Below are 15,732 nucleotides of genomic sequence, written 5' to 3'. Positions count from 1 at the left end.
GCGGCAGAATCCGGATAAGATCGAGCGGTGTTAAAGAATGTGGTTATATTCAATGCGGTGGCACGGCAATAGCAGATGAATTCACTGATTCAGGTTATACAAAATGCACAGTAACTCTGTTGTTGTGAATAGCCCGGCCTTCTCTATTGAACACATTCATAGTCGTTCAATGACAGGAGGGGAAGTTAGTGAGGATTTGGTGAATTCAATTGGCAATCTCACGCTGCTTACTCTAGAGGAAAATGTCCGCTGTGGTGACGGTAGCTTTGCTAAAAAATCGCCATTCTACAAGAAAAGCAGCTTGGTAATTGCCCGTGAGGTAGCGGAAAAATTCGAAGAATGGAATAAGAAAGCAATAGAGCTTCGAGCAAAACGTGTTGTAAATGATATTGCTAGCATAATGCTGCTAGGTCGAGAATTAGCTTAAACGTTAAAGTTCTCTGCAGCTATAAAGCTGCAGAAAACTCCCCAATGCTCTTAAGATTGCGAATGCTTGCAATTCCTTCCTCAACATGAGCAGCCCAGGCTTTGAGCATCTGTGTTTGGTCAAAGTCTGGGTATTTCTGCTTTAGCAGAAGTTCAGTGTACTGGCTGGTATCTCCTAGCCAGGTATGTTTATTCAGTACGAGATTACCATCTAGCGAGACCTTGTTTTCTCGATAGGTATATCCTTTTTCCATAGAGCGCATAAAGCCAATACGGGCGATTACATTGTTCGTAAGGCCTGTGTACTGCTTTAGTCGGCGAAGCTGGTCTTCAGTCTGTTTTGTAACACGTAGGTCATTGGGCAGCGCCATGTCAGCTGGCCTCCTGTATCTGTGGTTGCCAGAAATATCCCGGCTTTAGTTCAGAGCGACGAAGCTGAGGGTTGTAACTTATTTCGTAGGTCAGGCTGATGCTGTCTTTTAGCTCACGGAAGAAGTCTTCATCCACTTCGGTGTCTGTCGACAGGATAATGACCTGGTGGCTTGCCGAAGGGAAATAGTTCTTAATCAGTTTATTACGATGCTTTGAGTCCAGTCGGCCCAGTGGTGTATCGATAATGATCGGCAGATTGCGGCCGGAGGTGCGCCCCAGTGCTTCCAGCATCGCGATAGCATAGATTTGCTTTTCACCCGCAGACAGTTGCTGCTTGTTGATGGCTTTACCGTGCTTATCGGTAAGCGTTACGGAGAAAGTACGCGGATCGATATTAGCTTTCAGGCTAATGTCGTCCTTACGAGCGAGGTTTTGGAATGCACGTACAAACTCGCTCTCTAATCGTTTCACGCTATTCTCCGTGAGTTGCTGAGTAAAGACTTTCAGTAGTTCGCTGGTGTTCAGTGCATAGGTGTGTGATTGACTCGCACTTACCGCCAATCCATATGTTTCTTCTTTGTCACGCAGCTTACGCAGGATATCTACAGAGGTTCGCAATAGTCGGCGTACTTCCTCAGAATCTGACTTTATAGTTTGTTGTAGTCGAGCCTGATCTTTAACCTGGTCTGCAAGAACATCGAGTTCCTCTTTTAGCACGGCTTCGTCAGGAGCACGTTCAACTCGAAGTGAGGCTTGTTCTAGATTTCGTTCTATTTTCTCTAGGTCAGTCACACGTTCACGAAATAACTTATTCTGTGAAGGTATAACCTTTTCAATCATATGTTCGATGCGGCTGAACTCTCGCTCTGATAAATCATGTAGAGGTGAAGCGTTAAGTTCACCTTGAAGAATGTCGCCAAAAGCCGCACAGGAGGCTGCGGAAATCGCAGCATCTGCTTCTTTACCGAGGCTACGACGCAATTCTGCCTGAAAGTCTGAAAGATGCTGAGTAAGTGAAGCCTTTAGCAATGCCTGCTTTTTCTGATCCTGTTCCGTTCTCAGTTGTTGAAGCAGTTGCTTGAGGGACTTCTCTGCAAGCACTAAAGGCGCTGTTCCTGAAAGCATCTCTCGGATTTGGTCAGAGAGAACTCGCTTCTGAGTTAGAAGTGTAGTGATCTGTTCTTTTTCTTCCTGACGTGAACGTGCCCAGGTGCCACCTTTCTCGCTCAGTACATCTTCGGTAATTGCAATCTCGGCAGTAAGTTGATGAAGCTTATCTTTGTTCTGATCTAATTGCTCTTTTGCTGAGCGATAATCTTTAAGGCTCTTAGCATAGTCAGCTTCAAGGTTTTCGATTTCTGCCTTGATCTCTTTGCTCGTGCCTTTTTTGGCTCGGTCCTTTAAATATGTACTTAAATCCGTACGCAAACGACGGATAAGGTCTATACCTAGAAGCTGGCGTATTGCATCGCCCAGAACAACATTGCCATCATCTTCTGCAAGCTCTGCGATTTTTTCTCCATCAAAGAAGAAGAGGTCTGCTACACCTAGTGGTACAAGTTCGTTCAGGAATGCTTGCAACTGCTCCTGAGTAAGGATGTCAAAGCTAGTAGATTCACTTTCAATCGTTAGTTTCTCAACGACTTCTTTTTTGGTGTTTTCCGCCCAACTACGTGTGACTTTGTAATCGCTTTCTTTGCCTGCAGGACCGTATTTGAAGCAGAGGGAGACTGAAGCGCTGGTCAGTTGAAGTGCATCATCAATGGACTTGTGGATAGAATCGCTTAAGAACTGTTGGTAGGCCTTGCGAGTCGTATTTTTACCTAAGCTTTGGCGACCATATAGGGCTAGGCGGGTAGCAGTTAAGATGCTGGTTTTACCTGCACCGTTTAGACCACCGAATAGGATAATCGGTCGTGATTCATTCGAGTCCTGTTCCGGCCAAAGTTTTACTTCCACTTCACCGTGGAATACACGGAAATTCTCGAGGATGACAGACTGGAGTAGCATCAGTGTTGGCCCTCCAGATTTGCTAAAAATTCGCGTTCTTCGGTTAGCAACTCTTCATACTCTTTCGTGAGGAGCGTTAATTCTGCGTCGTATAGGCTATTCAATTGACGTGACTTCTTCTGGTCATCATCACTATCCGCTTCAATAGTTTCATACGCCTTGTTTTCTACATCTTTCTCCTGAAGTTCACGCTTCAGGTCTGTGTCCAAGCGGGTGGCTTCTCGGTTTGCAAGAATCTGCTCGATTGTTCCCCAGTCCTTATTGAGCAGGGTATCAATCTTGTCTAAGTAGCCACGACGGTTTCCTGACTGATCCATACTGTGCTGAAGATCAATCAGCTTCATAACCAATTCAGCTGGCGCTTCAAATTCTTCTTCTAGAGATTCAAGAATTTTACGAGCTTCTTTTCGCGGGAAATTTCTATCGGATGGACGTTTCTCGAATGCTTTACCCGTAATCTGTTTATAGATTTCAGGCAGGGTATCATCCCAATCAGGTTCGTTCGGATCGGTTAGCCACTCCTCGCGGATGTTGTGAAGTTCACTCTCGGTGATCAATGTGATGCGGTGCTTATCTTGATTAAGCTCTTCCTGTAACCGCAATATCCAAGCCAACCAGTGTTGACGCCATTTCATCTGATAAGGGCCATAGGTATGTTCACGCTCAGCGTAACTATCAGACAGGTTTTGGTTCCGAGCAAAGTCGACTTTGCCGTGACGTCTTTTGATGTTTCGGTAGTATCCTTTGTTATGCGGTAGGGTCGACCGGTATAACCAATTACGCAGTGCTTTTAGCCTTTTCATCCAGGTCTCACCGGACTCAATCAGGCCTTCAATTGCTCTGTCCTTGGTTACTACAGTGCATGTCCAGCAACCGAAGCGGGAATTACCACATGATGGGGTTTTGGTGTCAATTACGAGTGGACATTCGCCTGCGTTTGAATCTTTGTAAAGTGCAAATAGCTCGTGATGTGTGCCACCCCAAGGGCATGGAGCGCCAAGCAGATACATCCATACTTCATCGAAGTTCCAGTCTTCGATTGGCATATAGGTAAAGGCACCGACCAAGGAAGTGTGACGCGATAATGAAGAACCTTCGATCTTATGCTTTGCTATTACTTGAGCTCGAGAGGCACTCTCTTGGCTTCGGGCACCAAGAACCACAATAACCTCTCCGAAACGCTCGACCTTGTCTTTGATAAATGCGCTGACGGGGTCGATCTTCATACGTTCGGTACACCAGCGGAAGTTTTGCGTAGGCGCAGGGTAGCCCTTCCCGATAAGGTTTACCCAGAACGTCTTCTCCATCAGAGGAACAACCTGATGTGCTGTAATAGGTAGCTCGTTTTCCGCAGCATGCTTGTTTATCTGATCAATGGTACTGGTAACCAGATCGATAACGATTGGAGTCTCTACAAGCGTGTCGGACGAAACTACATAGACATGCTTATGACGTTGCTCTTTCTTGAGCTTGGTGAGCGCAACATACACCAGCGACAAAATTACGCTGGAGTCTTTACCTCCGCTATAGCCTATTACCCATGGCTTTTTGTCCTCCAGGTAGAGGTCCTGGATCTCCCTGATAAGATCGTATGCGGGTCTACCTGCGAACTCCTGGTCGGCCAGAAGTTCATCCATGGTGCTGTAGAGCGTTTCGGTTTGTGTCATGTTGTAAATTGTTCTTCCAGTGCTTGGTCTTCTGGCGAAAGCGTAAGCCCAAGCACACTGCGGATATGGTTTGCGGTCAGGGTTACGTGAGTACGGGCCTTGCTAAGACGCCCATGTTGTAAGGCGCGCCCTTCCCAAAGTGGGTTTTGGCGAGACCAGTCTATTGATAGTAAGGCGGGGAGCTTTTCTTCCCAGCAAGCAGGGTATTGTCTCAAAAGATCTGCTCCAACGCACCCTAAAGCGTGGAGTGTTACGCCATGTGAATGGACAAAGTTTTCACGAAGCTCTGAAGTGGGAATTGTCCTCTTTTCTGCAGCTTTCCAGTCTGAAATGTAGTTCGATACCGTGTTCCAGTAGAGCGCTGCTAGTGCCATCTCTTCTTCAGAAATTCTATCTCTTGCTCCTTTCGATAGCAGGCTGCGGCTGGCTAACTTAATGCTGCTTAATGTGAAAAGTTTGAGGCTTCTCTTGGAAACAGTAGATCGCTCCATTTCTGTAAGTTTTCTGAAGCTGCTGACATGTTCCACCAGGTAGCGAGCCAGCTCTGATCCGGGATCTCTGTGGTCATATAAAGTGCTAAGTGAATCGCTTGGTCTTACCGCATGCTTGTTTAAGTCTGCGAACATCTGCTGACATCGTTTAAGGCCATCATCCATGAAAAACAAAACGGGAATATTGTCGTGCCCGAGTTCACTGTGTTCCTTAACAGCACGTTCAATTGCAGCGCGGCGATGTTGTCCATCGTTGATAAGGATCTGAGCATCCATAGGGATAGACAAGAGACCGAGGTTCGCTTCTGCTCCTGTATCCGCAATAGGTTCGAAATGAACAGCTGAATCTATCGATGCAGTTATGGCTGATAGGGTGTAATCCGAAGTGTTATCCACAAGATAGTTTGCGATATCTGGAACCCGCGAGTAATTGATAGAGCGCTGTGCGCGAATTTCTGGCGGTACTTCCTCTTCATCGAATACAAATAGCTTTGGGATCAGGCGCATCGGGCACATAGCGATGTAACAGGATCGCCCGGCTTGGACTCCCCGAACAGCAGGAAATGTATGGCTAAATTCGGCTCGGCGAGATTTCATAAGAGTTCCTTTCTTGATGTTTGTTTATTATTGCAAACAATATCCTTGTTTGTAATATTTTGCTTATTGGAAATTTCTATAGAGCTTTGAAGTTCCATTAAAAAGAGAGGGTGCTTATGTGAGAGAAGTGGATTGTTTGATGCACTCTGAATAATAAGTATCGGGTGCGGAAAGACCGGTAATCGCTCTAGATAGCTACGTGCTTCAAGCTAGATTGTATATTTAGGAATTCCTTACTCAGTCATTGAAAGGGAATAGTCACAACTCTTTTTGTTTTTGCTTATAACAGTCTTTGACTTAGCTCCTGTCTTTTTGCACCGCAACAAGCTATAAATCACCCCGATTATATGTTTCCTCTGGTGGAGTAGAAAATGTCCCCTCGTATTGCCCATAGTGCGGAAGATGCCGTGTCCTCAATTCAGGATAACGAAGCGATCTGGACGCATAATATGGCGGCGACGCCTAGCGTGTTGCTGAAAGGCCTTGCCAAGCACGCGCTGTCACGTCGCAATCTGACCTTGCTACAGCTGCATACAGAAGGTGAAGGCGCGGCAATGATGACCGCGCCAGAGCTGCGTGGCCATCTGCGTTGTCGTTGTTATTTTGTAGGTGCGGTTACGCGTAAGGCGGTGCAAAACGGCGATGCGGACTATGTGCCGATGCTGTTGGCGGAGGTACCTAAGCTGATTCGTCGCGGTGAGCAGCGGGTTGATACGGCGATTATCCAGGTGAGCCCACCGGATAAGCACGGTAACTGTTCATTGGGTATTTCGGTTGAAGCGACCCATGCTGCGTTGGAGAAGGCGAGCAAGATCATCGCCCACATCAATCCGAACATGCCGCGCACCCATGGTGATGGCATCATCGCGTATAAGGATTTTCATACGGTTTACGAAGAGGCGGCGCCACTGAGTTGTCACGAACCGGCGGCGCAAAGCGAGATTTATAAGGCGATTGGTGAGAATGTTGCCGCGTTGGTGCAGGACCGCGATTGTATCCAGACCGGTATTGGTGCGATTCCTGATGCGGTGCTGGCGTGCCTTGGCGATCGTAAGGATCTGGGTGTACACACCGAGATGTTCTCAGACGGTGTACTGCCTCTGGTTGAAAAGGGTGTGATCACCGGTGCCTATAAAAAGAACCACGCGGGCAAAATTGTTACCAGCTTTGTGATCGGCAGCCAGAAGCTGTACGACTTTGTGGATGACAACCCGATGGTTCAGTTCCTGGATACCGAGTACGTGAACGACATGCGCAGTATTCAGCGTAACCCGCAGGCAATGTCGATCAACAGTGCCATTCAGGTGGATCTGACCGGTCAGGTCTCGGCTGATTCGGTAGGCTCGAAGATCTACTCGGGTTTTGGCGGTCAGATCGACTTTGTGCGTGGTGCATCGTTGTCTGAAGGTGGACGTGGTGTAATCGCGTTGCCATCCACAGCCGCAGGCGGTTCCGTCTCCCGTATCACCACTACCCTGAACGATGGTGCAGGTGTGGTTACCACGCGTGCGCATGTGCATTACATCGCTACAGAATACGGTGTTGTTAGTCTGCGTGGACGTAGCTTGCGTGAGCGTGCGCGGGATCTGATTGAGATTGCGCATCCGGATTTCCGAGAAGAGCTCAACCGGGAAGCCTTTGATAAGCTGCGCTTGAGCCTGAACTAAGATCCACAAACAAAAAAGCGCTCCTATTAGCAGGAGCGCTTTTTAACCCTCATAGTGCGAATTGAGTCGATTAATCGGATCTAAGACGATTGATCATCTCGCCCAGTAATCCCACATCATCCACCCGATGTCCCCAATCCACTTCACTCCAGTTCCAGCCTAGCTGGTTACAGAACTGCTGCTGTAACTTGGCTGGGATTACATCGTCGTTCATACCAATTACGATCTCCAAATCATAAGGTTGCTGACCGTTGGTTGAGACGATGGATTCGAACGCGTCCAACATCGCTTGATCAAACGGGATTGGTGTATCGGTTACGAAATCATGCGCTGGTTGCTCCAGGTATTTCTGCAGCAGTGTTGCTGGATCAAAGCAAGGATTGATCGCAATGGTGGGCAGGGCAAAGCGCTCGAATAGTTTGAGGGCGTAGTATCCGCCCATGGAGGTGCCCGCGATCAGTGTTGGTTGGCTGTGCTCGACTAGCTGGATGAGTTGTTCCAGGCTCTCGCTAAAGAACTGGGGCCGGTAGTCGGGGGATATCACATCGAACCCCAATTTAGATAGACCACACGCGGTTGACGATTGACCGTTAGATCCGAGGCCGTGTAGGTAGATGATCTTCATTAAGAATTCCCTGTTCCAAGGTGTGATATCAAGGCCGATAACGTAGCAGCAGGGTAGATAGGGCTCAATACTGCGGTCTGTATGAAGGATCTAACGTATTGATAGATTTGGTCTTTTATCGGAACAGAAAGTGTCGCTATACAAAAAACTCTACAAATATTGCTAACGATTAAGAAATTTAAGTTTCATTTAAGTTAGCCTGCGTACACTGTGCTTTATCGACTGAAGCAGAGCCAACTGTGACTTATGGAGTGAGCATGTTACCTAGGAGTTCACTTATATGCGTTTAACGCTGCTTTCACTGATTTTTCTCGCCAGCCTTCCTGCACATGCAGATAGCCTCGGTGCAGACGATGTATTGATGCTGGTGGAAGAGGGAACGGTAATGCCACTGGAAGAGATTCTGGAGCTGCATCCGCAGATATCCCAATCCACTTTGCTGGATATCGAATTGGAGCGCGAGGAAGACGGGCAGCTTATTTATGAGTTTGAGATCCTGAACGGCAATCGTGTGGTGATGGAGTTTGAAATTGATGCCAGGACAGGTCAGCTGCTGCGTGAGGAGTTTGAGGATTAAGTATGCGCTTACTGTTGGTTGAAGATGATTTGAATCAGGTAGAGATCCTCAAACCTGCATTATCCAGCGCGGGCTATGTGGTGGAGCTTGCCCACGACGGACAGGATGCATCCTTTTTGATGCGTGAAGACAGCTTTGACGCGATCGTACTTGACCTTGGGCTGCCGCTGAAACCGGGCCTCGAAGTGCTTGCCGAGATGCGTAAGGCCGGAGATGAAACCCCGGTGCTGGTGTTGACCGGTCGTGATACCTGGCAGGAGAGGGTGGACGGTTTAAAGGCGGGCGCTGATGACTATCTTGGTAAGCCGTTCCACGTTGAGGAGCTGCTGGCACGTCTCGATGCGGTCATTCGTCGCCAGTATGGGCGTTCGACCCAAAAGATAAAACACGGTGATCTGGAGTTGGATCCGGATCGGCAATTGGTGATCGACAGTGATGGCAAAGAGCATCAACTGACAGGGATTGAGTTTCGGTTATTGCGGTATCTGATGATGAACGGTGAGCGAGTGCTCTCGAAGAGTCAGCTCAGTGAACACGTGTATGAAGAAGAGCAGATTCGCGACAGCAATGTGATCGAAGTCTACATCAACCGTCTGCGCCAGCGTTTTGGAAAAGGGTTGATTGAGACCCATAGGGGCCAGGGATATCGGTTGAAGGGATGACGGGAATGGCAGAACGGAACTCAGGGTATTCGCTCGAGCGCTCTATCCGCTACCGCCTGATTGCGGTGATGGCGCCCTTGCTGATTTTGCTGGTGTTGGTGGTGCTCGAAAGCGTGCATAACCTGGTGGATCAAATTGTTGTGGGACGCCTGCAGCAGGATGCCGAGAGCCTGATCGCATCGGTCGAAAAGACAGACACTGGGGATTGGGATGTGGAAGAACGCTTTCTCCCCCACGTCTACCAGCGGGTCAGGTCTGGACACTACTTTATTCTACGCTGGCCTGACGGTCAGATTCGTTCGCGCTCCCTGTGGGATCGACGGGTGGACCCGGAACAGTTTAGCGCGGGAGATTCGAAGGAGTACCTCTACCACAACGTGAAGGATGAATCCTGGATGGTGTTGCAGGAGAGATTCAGCAAGGAGGGCGAGGCATTTACCCTCTGGATTGCGGAGGATATCTCGACGATCCAGGCCGAACATGCCTACTACCGCAATCTGCTGTTGGTCGTTGTGGTTGGCTTACTGCTGGTAACCGTTGTTTGGCAGCGTCGAGTATTACGCAATGGCTTCGCGCGGCTGGAACCGGTGCAGCGTGCCTTACGCAGCAATCGGGATTCGGGTGAGCTGGAGTTTCCGGCGGCCATCGCCGACGAGATCAAACCCCTGGTGGACTCGATTCAGGGATTGGTGGAGCGCTCGTCAGAGCAGGTGGCACGCTCTCGTATGTCGGTAGGTAACCTGGCGCACGAACTTAAGCGGCCATTGTTGGAACTGCAGCTGTTTGCCGATGAAGCAACAGATCCTGAAACCAAGGGACAGCTGCAAAACATTCTGGAGAAACTTCAACGCCGGATTGATGCAGAGCTGCGCAGGGCACGCATTTCAGGGAATCCGGTGCCGGGCAACCTGTTTACCTTTGAATCGGAGTTACCGCACCTGCAGCTGCTCCTGGACCGTATTCACGGGCGCACCATCCACTTCGAGCTGGATGTGGAACAACAGCAGATCCCTTTTGATCGTGACGACATGCTTGAGCTGCTGGGCAACCTTTTGGATAACGCCTGGAAGTATGCCGGGTCGGCTGTGAGCCTGAGTGCTCGTAAGGATGGGCAGAGTTGGCACTTTATTGTGCAAGACGATGGTCCGGGCGTGAGCGATGAGCAGCTGGATAAAGTGAATGCGCGTGGCATCCGGGCGGATGAAAGCGGCGAACAGACGGGGCACGGCCTGGGTTTATCGATCTGCCAGGCGATTGCGGAAAGTTACAACGGACGGATTACCAACAGTCGCAGCGAATTAGGCGGCTTCAGGGTAGATGTCATATTGCAGAACAAGTTAGTGGAGTAGTAGATGGGTACAACCATGTTAAGGAAATTGACTCTTACCACGCTGTTGGTAGCCAGCACACAGGTGTATGCAGAATTGAAGCCCGGGTCGGTGGCGATCTACTCCGACGGCAGCGTAGAGAAACTGGTACGTATTGAGGACGGTTGGCGCCTTTGGGAGAGCGAACGCAAACGTTTGTATTCCCGGTCAGATCTGCCCGTTGTACCTGTTCTCCATTACCAAAAGTTCCCGGATCGAAACCAGGGGTACAGGCAGCGCGTCATCAACGGACAACCGCAACTGTTATTGCCTTTTGGTGAAGAGGAGAGCATGGGCTTTGATGTGCAGCGTATCAGCTCCAGCTCTGGGGAGTCGGTACGGCGCTGGGACTGCAAGTACGTGGGTAAGGGTTCATTTACCCTGCGTAAGAAAAAGCTAAAAACAGAGAAGTATGAATGTTCCCGTTTTGCCGTCAAAGCAAAGCAAGCGGATGAACTGAAAGAGACCGTGCGGCTGAAATACTCACCCTCCCTTGGTTTGGTTGTGGACCGTCGCAGCACACGTGCCAACGGCAAGAAAGAGCGGGTAAAACTGGTCCGGGTTCTGAATCCTGAGAAAGTGACCGCCAAGCGTATTGCACGCACCGTATACAAACTAAGAACGTCCAAATAGGAGACTTCCAATGCGATTTTTGAGTCATGCAAAGCGCAGTTATGTAACAAGGAACGTACGCCTGGAAGATGCGTTCTCTCTCAGTTCGAAAGATCCCGTTGTGGGAGACCTGGTGTTGGCGCGTGTCGACCGTATTCGTCAGCATGCACGTCTGGAAAACACGGAAGGCCGGCGCGTACATCTGTATCCGGGGGATGAAATTGTTGTGGCGGCTGGCAATCGCTATGCGACCGCTCAGTTCCACGCAGAATCACCGAGCCAGCTGGGGCCTTGTCACCTGGTGGCGGCCGGTGGTCTTGCGGCGAATATGATCAGCAAAAGTTCGCAGGTTAAGCCAGCCACGGAAATTACCTTGCTGGGCACCCTGGCGGATGAGACCGGCGAGAAGCTGAATCTCTCCCGCTATACCCGGCTGAAACCATCGTATCTGCATCCCTCTGCCGAATCGATGCCGGTGTTGCTGGTGATTGGCAGCGATATGAACAGCGGTAAAACCACACTGGCGTGCACCGCGATCAACAGTTTTCGTAAAGCCGGTATGCGGGTTGCGGGCGCCAAACTTACCGGGACCGGTGCCGGACCCGACTACTGGAAGATGCTTGATGCCGGTGCGTTCCAGGTGAAGGATTTCGTCGATGCGGGTATGCCGAGTACGGCGGGCATCGGTGAAGAGCAACTGATCGATATGCTGCGAACCATCAAGGCAGATGCGATGCAGCATGATGCAGATGTGTTGGTTGTTGAAGTGGCTGACGGGGTTTTCCAGCCTGAAACACGCGCTTTGCTCGCCGGTCGACTGGCCAGCGAAGTGACGGGTGCGCTGGTGGCCGCAGACAGTGCAGCTGCTGCGGTGATGACCACTGAACGTATTATCCACGCGGGCATTCCAGTGTACTCGGTGGGTGGCGTGTTTACCCGCTCGGCCCTCTGCTGCGATGAGGTAGCGCTAGCGCTTGGACTGCCGGTGCATACGCTGAGTGGTCTGCGTGAGGTGGATACCGTTGAATACCTGAAAAGCGCCCTGATGCGGGATCACACCGATGTTGCCGCCTGTGTCGTCTGATCAACGCTGGCGCCTGCTGGCTGCATTGATACTGACCGGTCTGCTGCAGTCGGCCTGCTTTCTGGGCTTGGTTGTCGCAGCCCGCCAGTACATCGTCGGTGGGCAGGCTGCGATCGGAAGTTTTGAAATTGCACTGGCTGTTGCGGCGATCCTCTTTTTGGCGGCAGGGCGTTTTGTTGAACGTTTTGTAGCCGAGCTGGTGGCACAGGATTACGTATGTAAGTTACGTCAGCAGGTGTTTGAGCATACGTTGAAGCTGCCAGTCAGTGATCGGGAGATGGTGAACAAAGGCGGTACCTTGCTACGCCTGACCAGTGACATGGGGGCGATACGCAACTGGATTGTGCAGGGGCAGGCACCCCTTCTGGTGTTAGGTGTCTGGTTTGTGGTTGCCGTGATCGGCCTTGCTCAACTGCATCCGGAGTTGGCGTTCAGTCTGGTGGTACCGGCGGCGGTTGCGATCACAGGTAATTTTTTGATTGGCAAACGTCTGTATCGGTCATCTGAAAAAGTGCGCCGTCGTCGCAGTGTGATGATCCGCAACACGACTGAAAAGCTGCGTCAGTTTCACCTTATCAAGCTGTTTAACCAGAAGGGAAAGGAGAACAGGCGGTTTGCGCAGCAGTCCAGAGAAGTGCGCCGCAGACAGATCGCCAAAGCCCGCATCTCGGCAATTTTACGTGGCTTCAACGAAGCCGTAGTACTGGGTACGGTGCTGATGTTGCTGCTGGTTGGACTGCGCTTAAGCAATGCCGGGCAGATTCCTGGAGATTATCTGGCTGTGGTGTTAACCGCGTCACTTTACCTGTTGGCACAGATGCGCCGCTTGAGCCGTCTTTACGAGCTGTGGACATTAAAGCAGGTTGCTCACGACAAACTGACACGTTTCCTGCAGCGATCAACGGTTGAAGATAAAGGACGTCGTAAGCTGCCGAAACGCGAACTGAAAATCAAGCTACGTCAGGTAGCGGTAGCGCAGCGCTTTGAGCCATTTAGCGCGGAACTGGGTGCTGGAGCGCGGATTGTACTGGTTGGTCGGCAGGGATGTGGCAAGAGTTCGATGCTGTTGATGTTGGCCGGATTGTTGCCGTTGTCGCAGGGTAAGTTGGTCTTTAACGGTCGGGACAGTTCTCGCTTCCATCCGGCATTGTGGGCCCAGACCGTTGCGTTGGTCAGTGCAGAGCTGCCGTTATTGAGCGGCACGCTGGAAAGCAATCTCTTTTACGGTGCCCGTAAGCGGGACGAAGAGTATACCCATGAAGTGCTCACCGTGACGGGGTTGCTGGATTGCTATGAGCGTGGCGACCGAAAGATAAAGGAAGCGGGCAGCAATTTGTCTGGCGGGCTTCGCTTTCAGATCATGCTGGCACGTGCACTGCTGCGCCGTCCTAAGTTACTGCTGATCGAAGATGATGCCGCACTTTATGATCCGGATATTCAACAGATGCTGCTGAGGTTGTTCCACTTTTTCGACGGTGCAATTGTTATCGCCGCAGAATTGCCCGTACTTCAGGAGAAGGTGACGGCGCGGTGGCATCTGGGCGAAGGCACGGTTGAAGGGTGTACTGAGCACGATGCTGAAACTGCCAATGTGTTGGCATTTGATCCATCTATCAAGGAGAGGTGTTCCTAATGTTACCAGCTGCTGGATCGTATAAACGGGTGCTTTTTCCCGCTGCGAAGTCGATGCCGGTATGGCTCTATCAGCCCCGGAACAATAAAAATCCTGATCGCCTGATTGTGGCCGTACACGGCATTTCCCGGCAATACCTGCAACAGGTGGAGGCGTATCAAGCGCTGGCTGATAGCTATGGCTGTTGGCTGATGGTACCTGAGTTCAGTAAAGCGGCCTTCCCAAAGTACCAGCAACTGTCTAAGGGGGGCTCTGAGCCTCGTGCGGATCTGGCGTTGAACACGGTTCTGGTCGCTTGGAAACACTGGCAAAAGCAACCTGGCTTGAAGATTCATCTTTGTGGCTATTCAGGGGGGGCACAGTTCGCACACCGCTATGCGATGATGCATCCCCAAAATATAGAATCTCTGGTGTTGAGTAGTGCCGGTTGGTACACCTTTCCCGAAGATGATGTGCCATATCCGTATGGGCTTGCTGAATGGCCTAAATGGTTGGGGGCCTCCCGATTTGCCGAAATGGTTCAGTTGCCGATGTTGGTGATGGTTGGTGAAGACGATGTGGAACGCGATAAGAGCCTACGCCAGTCAAAGAGACTGGATCGTCAGCAGGGATTGCATCGTCTTGAACGCGCGCGGCGCTGGAGTGACGCGATGAGTGAATACAAGCGGGCTAATGGTGTAGCCCAGGGAATTCGTTTCTGTCGCTTGGCGGGGCAGGGGCATGATTTTATGAGCAACGCACAGCACAGCAATATGCTGCAGTTGATACAACAGTTTTGGGATGAGCGGGAATGGAGAAAACAATGCGTGGTTTAAAGTGGGCTGCAATCGCTATGGCTAGCATGGCGTTGCTTGGATGCCAGGTAAAGCAGGAAAAGGAAACTCTGGAGCAGCTGACTGGCGCAGAAGTACAGGCGTTGTTTGTTGGCCAAACGGTAGAGTCATTTAACGTTATTTCAGGGGCGACCAGTTTTAGTTATTACGCCCCCGATGGTAGCGTCGAGCAGGAGCGGTATTGGGAGAAGCGTGCCGGGGTTTGGCGTATCAATGATAAATCCGAGATGTGCATGAGTATGGAAGGCAAGTCCTACCGTTGCCGCGGGATCTATCGCAAAGGCAATAAATACTACAAGTATCGTGTTGGTAAAAACGGGGAGCTGGAGAAAGTGATCCGTTATCGTCAATTCATTACAGGAAATGTGGTGAAGTAACTTTAACCATCTATACCCTCTTTCAACCAGATGCGGCGAGGGCCGCATCTGGTTCTCCTCAGAAACTTTTCCGCTCATATAAAGCCTAAACTACACATGGTGCCGACTCTCGACTAATGCCGGGGTTCTGCTATGTCTGCTATCAAATGGCTCGTCGGTTTTTTACTGCTGATTTTCTCCGTTGCGCTTGCGCAGGCCGGAGATCGTGCACCCCGAATGGAGGTGCTAAATGATAATGCAGCCCGTATCTATAACGTTCGCCTTGAGGACAAAGGCTTGAAGCTGCGTGGGCGGGTAACCCGCAGCAACCGTGACGTCAAAGTCCCCCACGGTCAGGTGATCACTGTGATCTACAACGCGAAAGGCCGGGAGCTTCATACGTTGCAATCTACCTACAAACCCCGTCACGTTCACCGCAAGAAAAAGCGTGCTTCCTACTTCACCGTTCACTTACCCAAAGACGTTGATCTGCACAAGAGCAGTATCCGGATCTACTACCTCAGCGATGAGTCTTCCCGTAAACGTTCCGATAACAGGTCGATAAACACACGCACTTTGTTCGAAGAATAGCGGTCGTGCCGGTGCAGGATATGGACGGGCTGGGCAGGTGGCTCGTATTCCGCGAGTACATACTCCAGCTCTTTTTGTGTGACACGGTTTGCTACCTGATAGGAGAGTACACGGGTGATGCCGAAACCATTGATTGCTGCGGCGATGGCGGCATCGTTGGTG

17 protein-coding genes are annotated in these 15,732 nt (G+C 50.5%); 11 read left to right on the top strand and 6 right to left on the bottom strand.

The features are described 5' to 3' along the window. The first annotated feature begins 103 nt into the window (after positions 1-103). Positions 104-427: an HNH endonuclease family protein gene (locus ACEQ15_RS04610; RefSeq protein ID WP_370277896.1), complete on the top strand. Its 324-nt coding sequence runs from the start codon at positions 104-106 to the stop codon at positions 425-427. A 19-nt stretch (positions 428-446) separates the two neighbouring features. Here ACEQ15_RS04610 and dndE read toward each other — a convergent pair whose 3' ends face one another. From dndE to dndB, 4 genes are read right to left on the bottom strand one after another with little or no spacing between them, the layout of a single operon-like run. After that, entirely contained in the window at positions 447-797 is a 351-nt protein-coding gene (dndE, locus tag ACEQ15_RS04605; RefSeq protein WP_370277895.1) for a DNA sulfur modification protein DndE, read from the bottom strand. Between the two features lies 1 nt (position 798). Next, the gene (dndD, locus tag ACEQ15_RS04600; protein WP_370277894.1) at positions 799-2,808 is read right to left on the bottom strand and encodes a DNA sulfur modification protein DndD; all 2,010 of its coding nucleotides are present in this window, start codon (positions 2,806-2,808) and stop codon (positions 799-801) included. Beyond that, positions 2,808-4,475, bottom strand: a complete 1,668-nt coding sequence (dndC, locus tag ACEQ15_RS04595; RefSeq protein WP_370277892.1) for a DNA phosphorothioation system sulfurtransferase DndC — start codon at positions 4,473-4,475, stop codon at positions 2,808-2,810. Before dndC ends, dndD begins: the two co-directional genes overlap by 1 nt. Further along, positions 4,472-5,563 carry a DNA sulfur modification protein DndB gene (gene dndB / locus ACEQ15_RS04590; RefSeq protein WP_370277890.1) on the bottom strand — a complete coding sequence of 364 codons (1,092 nt, stop codon included), beginning with the start codon at positions 5,561-5,563 and terminating at the stop codon, positions 4,472-4,474. Before dndB ends, dndC begins: the two co-directional genes overlap by 4 nt. 371 nt (positions 5,564-5,934) lie before the next feature. On the opposite strand from dndB, the gene ACEQ15_RS04585 reads away from it, so the two are divergent. Then, entirely contained in the window at positions 5,935-7,230 is a 1,296-nt protein-coding gene (locus ACEQ15_RS04585; RefSeq protein WP_370277887.1) for an acetyl-CoA hydrolase/transferase family protein, read from the top strand. Positions 7,231-7,300: 70 nt separating this feature from the next. Here ACEQ15_RS04585 and ACEQ15_RS04580 read toward each other — a convergent pair whose 3' ends face one another. Beyond that, positions 7,301-7,855 (bottom strand): YqiA/YcfP family alpha/beta fold hydrolase, encoded by a 555-nt coding sequence (locus tag ACEQ15_RS04580; RefSeq protein ID WP_370277885.1) that lies wholly within the window; start codon positions 7,853-7,855, stop codon positions 7,301-7,303. A gap of 280 nt (positions 7,856-8,135) precedes the next feature. Between ACEQ15_RS04580 and ACEQ15_RS04575 the strand changes: the two genes are divergently transcribed. From ACEQ15_RS04575 to ACEQ15_RS04535, 9 genes are all read left to right on the top strand, one after another. After that, entirely contained in the window at positions 8,136-8,432 is a 297-nt protein-coding gene (locus ACEQ15_RS04575; RefSeq protein WP_370277884.1) for a PepSY domain-containing protein, read from the top strand. 2 nt (positions 8,433-8,434) lie between these two features. Then, positions 8,435-9,094, top strand: a complete 660-nt coding sequence (locus ACEQ15_RS04570) for a response regulator transcription factor (protein WP_370277883.1) — start codon at positions 8,435-8,437, stop codon at positions 9,092-9,094. A gap of 5 nt (positions 9,095-9,099) precedes the next feature. Continuing rightward, entirely contained in the window at positions 9,100-10,443 is a 1,344-nt protein-coding gene (locus ACEQ15_RS04565; protein WP_370277882.1) for a sensor histidine kinase, read from the top strand. Positions 10,444-10,446: 3 nt separating this feature from the next. Next, positions 10,447-11,094, top strand: coding sequence for a hypothetical protein (locus ACEQ15_RS04560; protein ID WP_370277880.1), 648 nt, complete (start codon positions 10,447-10,449; stop codon positions 11,092-11,094). Positions 11,095-11,104: 10 nt separating this feature from the next. Next, on the top strand, positions 11,105-12,157 hold the full coding sequence (locus ACEQ15_RS04555; protein WP_370277879.1) for a hypothetical protein: 1,053 nt from the start codon (positions 11,105-11,107) through the stop codon (positions 12,155-12,157). Then, positions 12,135-13,790 (top strand): ABC transporter transmembrane domain-containing protein, encoded by a 1,656-nt coding sequence (locus ACEQ15_RS04550; RefSeq protein ID WP_370277878.1) that lies wholly within the window; start codon positions 12,135-12,137, stop codon positions 13,788-13,790. Before ACEQ15_RS04555 ends, ACEQ15_RS04550 begins: the two co-directional genes overlap by 23 nt. Next, positions 13,790-14,605, top strand: a complete 816-nt coding sequence (locus ACEQ15_RS04545) for an alpha/beta hydrolase (protein WP_370277877.1) — start codon at positions 13,790-13,792, stop codon at positions 14,603-14,605. Before ACEQ15_RS04550 ends, ACEQ15_RS04545 begins: the two co-directional genes overlap by 1 nt. Beyond that, positions 14,593-15,000 carry a hypothetical protein gene (locus ACEQ15_RS04540; protein ID WP_370277876.1) on the top strand — a complete coding sequence of 136 codons (408 nt, stop codon included), beginning with the start codon at positions 14,593-14,595 and terminating at the stop codon, positions 14,998-15,000. The genes ACEQ15_RS04545 and ACEQ15_RS04540 overlap by 13 nt, the downstream gene beginning before the upstream one ends. 132 nt (positions 15,001-15,132) lie before the next feature. Beyond that, entirely contained in the window at positions 15,133-15,570 is a 438-nt protein-coding gene (locus tag ACEQ15_RS04535; RefSeq protein ID WP_370277875.1) for a hypothetical protein, read from the top strand. Here ACEQ15_RS04535 and ACEQ15_RS04530 read toward each other — a convergent pair. Then, positions 15,495-15,689, bottom strand: a complete 195-nt coding sequence (locus ACEQ15_RS04530) for a hypothetical protein (RefSeq protein ID WP_370277897.1) — start codon at positions 15,687-15,689, stop codon at positions 15,495-15,497. The genes ACEQ15_RS04535 and ACEQ15_RS04530 overlap by 76 nt on opposite strands. Between the last annotated feature and the right edge of the window lie 43 nt (positions 15,690-15,732).

Source organism: Pontibacterium sp. (assembly GCF_964228735.1).
Lineage (GTDB): Bacteria > Pseudomonadota > Gammaproteobacteria > Pseudomonadales > Balneatricaceae > Pontibacterium.
Note: the sequence above shows the minus strand (reverse complement) of the source record. Positions and strands in the feature narration are given on the sequence as shown.

Excerpts from the sequence above, each read along its gene's own strand:
- ACEQ15_RS04610 (WP_370277896.1), top strand. The coding sequence starts at position 104 with ATGCACAGTAACTCTGTTGTTGTGAATAGCCCGGCCTTCTCTATTGAA.
- dndE (WP_370277895.1), bottom strand. The coding sequence starts at position 797 with ATGGCGCTGCCCAATGACCTACGTGTTACAAAACAGACTGAAGACCAG.
- dndD (WP_370277894.1), bottom strand. The coding sequence starts at position 2,808 with ATGCTACTCCAGTCTGTCATCCTCGAGAATTTCCGTGTATTCCACGGT.
- dndC (WP_370277892.1), bottom strand. The coding sequence starts at position 4,475 with ATGACACAAACCGAAACGCTCTACAGCACCATGGATGAACTTCTGGCC.
- dndB (WP_370277890.1), bottom strand. The coding sequence starts at position 5,563 with ATGAAATCTCGCCGAGCCGAATTTAGCCATACATTTCCTGCTGTTCGG.
- ACEQ15_RS04585 (WP_370277887.1), top strand. The coding sequence starts at position 5,935 with ATGTCCCCTCGTATTGCCCATAGTGCGGAAGATGCCGTGTCCTCAATT.
- ACEQ15_RS04580 (WP_370277885.1), bottom strand. The coding sequence starts at position 7,855 with ATGAAGATCATCTACCTACACGGCCTCGGATCTAACGGTCAATCGTCA.
- ACEQ15_RS04575 (WP_370277884.1), top strand. The coding sequence starts at position 8,136 with ATGCGTTTAACGCTGCTTTCACTGATTTTTCTCGCCAGCCTTCCTGCA.
- ACEQ15_RS04570 (WP_370277883.1), top strand. The coding sequence starts at position 8,435 with ATGCGCTTACTGTTGGTTGAAGATGATTTGAATCAGGTAGAGATCCTC.
- ACEQ15_RS04565 (WP_370277882.1), top strand. The coding sequence starts at position 9,100 with ATGGCAGAACGGAACTCAGGGTATTCGCTCGAGCGCTCTATCCGCTAC.
- ACEQ15_RS04560 (WP_370277880.1), top strand. The coding sequence starts at position 10,447 with ATGGGTACAACCATGTTAAGGAAATTGACTCTTACCACGCTGTTGGTA.
- ACEQ15_RS04555 (WP_370277879.1), top strand. The coding sequence starts at position 11,105 with ATGCGATTTTTGAGTCATGCAAAGCGCAGTTATGTAACAAGGAACGTA.
- ACEQ15_RS04550 (WP_370277878.1), top strand. The coding sequence starts at position 12,135 with ATGTTGCCGCCTGTGTCGTCTGATCAACGCTGGCGCCTGCTGGCTGCA.
- ACEQ15_RS04545 (WP_370277877.1), top strand. The coding sequence starts at position 13,790 with ATGTTACCAGCTGCTGGATCGTATAAACGGGTGCTTTTTCCCGCTGCG.
- ACEQ15_RS04540 (WP_370277876.1), top strand. The coding sequence starts at position 14,593 with ATGCGTGGTTTAAAGTGGGCTGCAATCGCTATGGCTAGCATGGCGTTG.
- ACEQ15_RS04535 (WP_370277875.1), top strand. The coding sequence starts at position 15,133 with ATGTCTGCTATCAAATGGCTCGTCGGTTTTTTACTGCTGATTTTCTCC.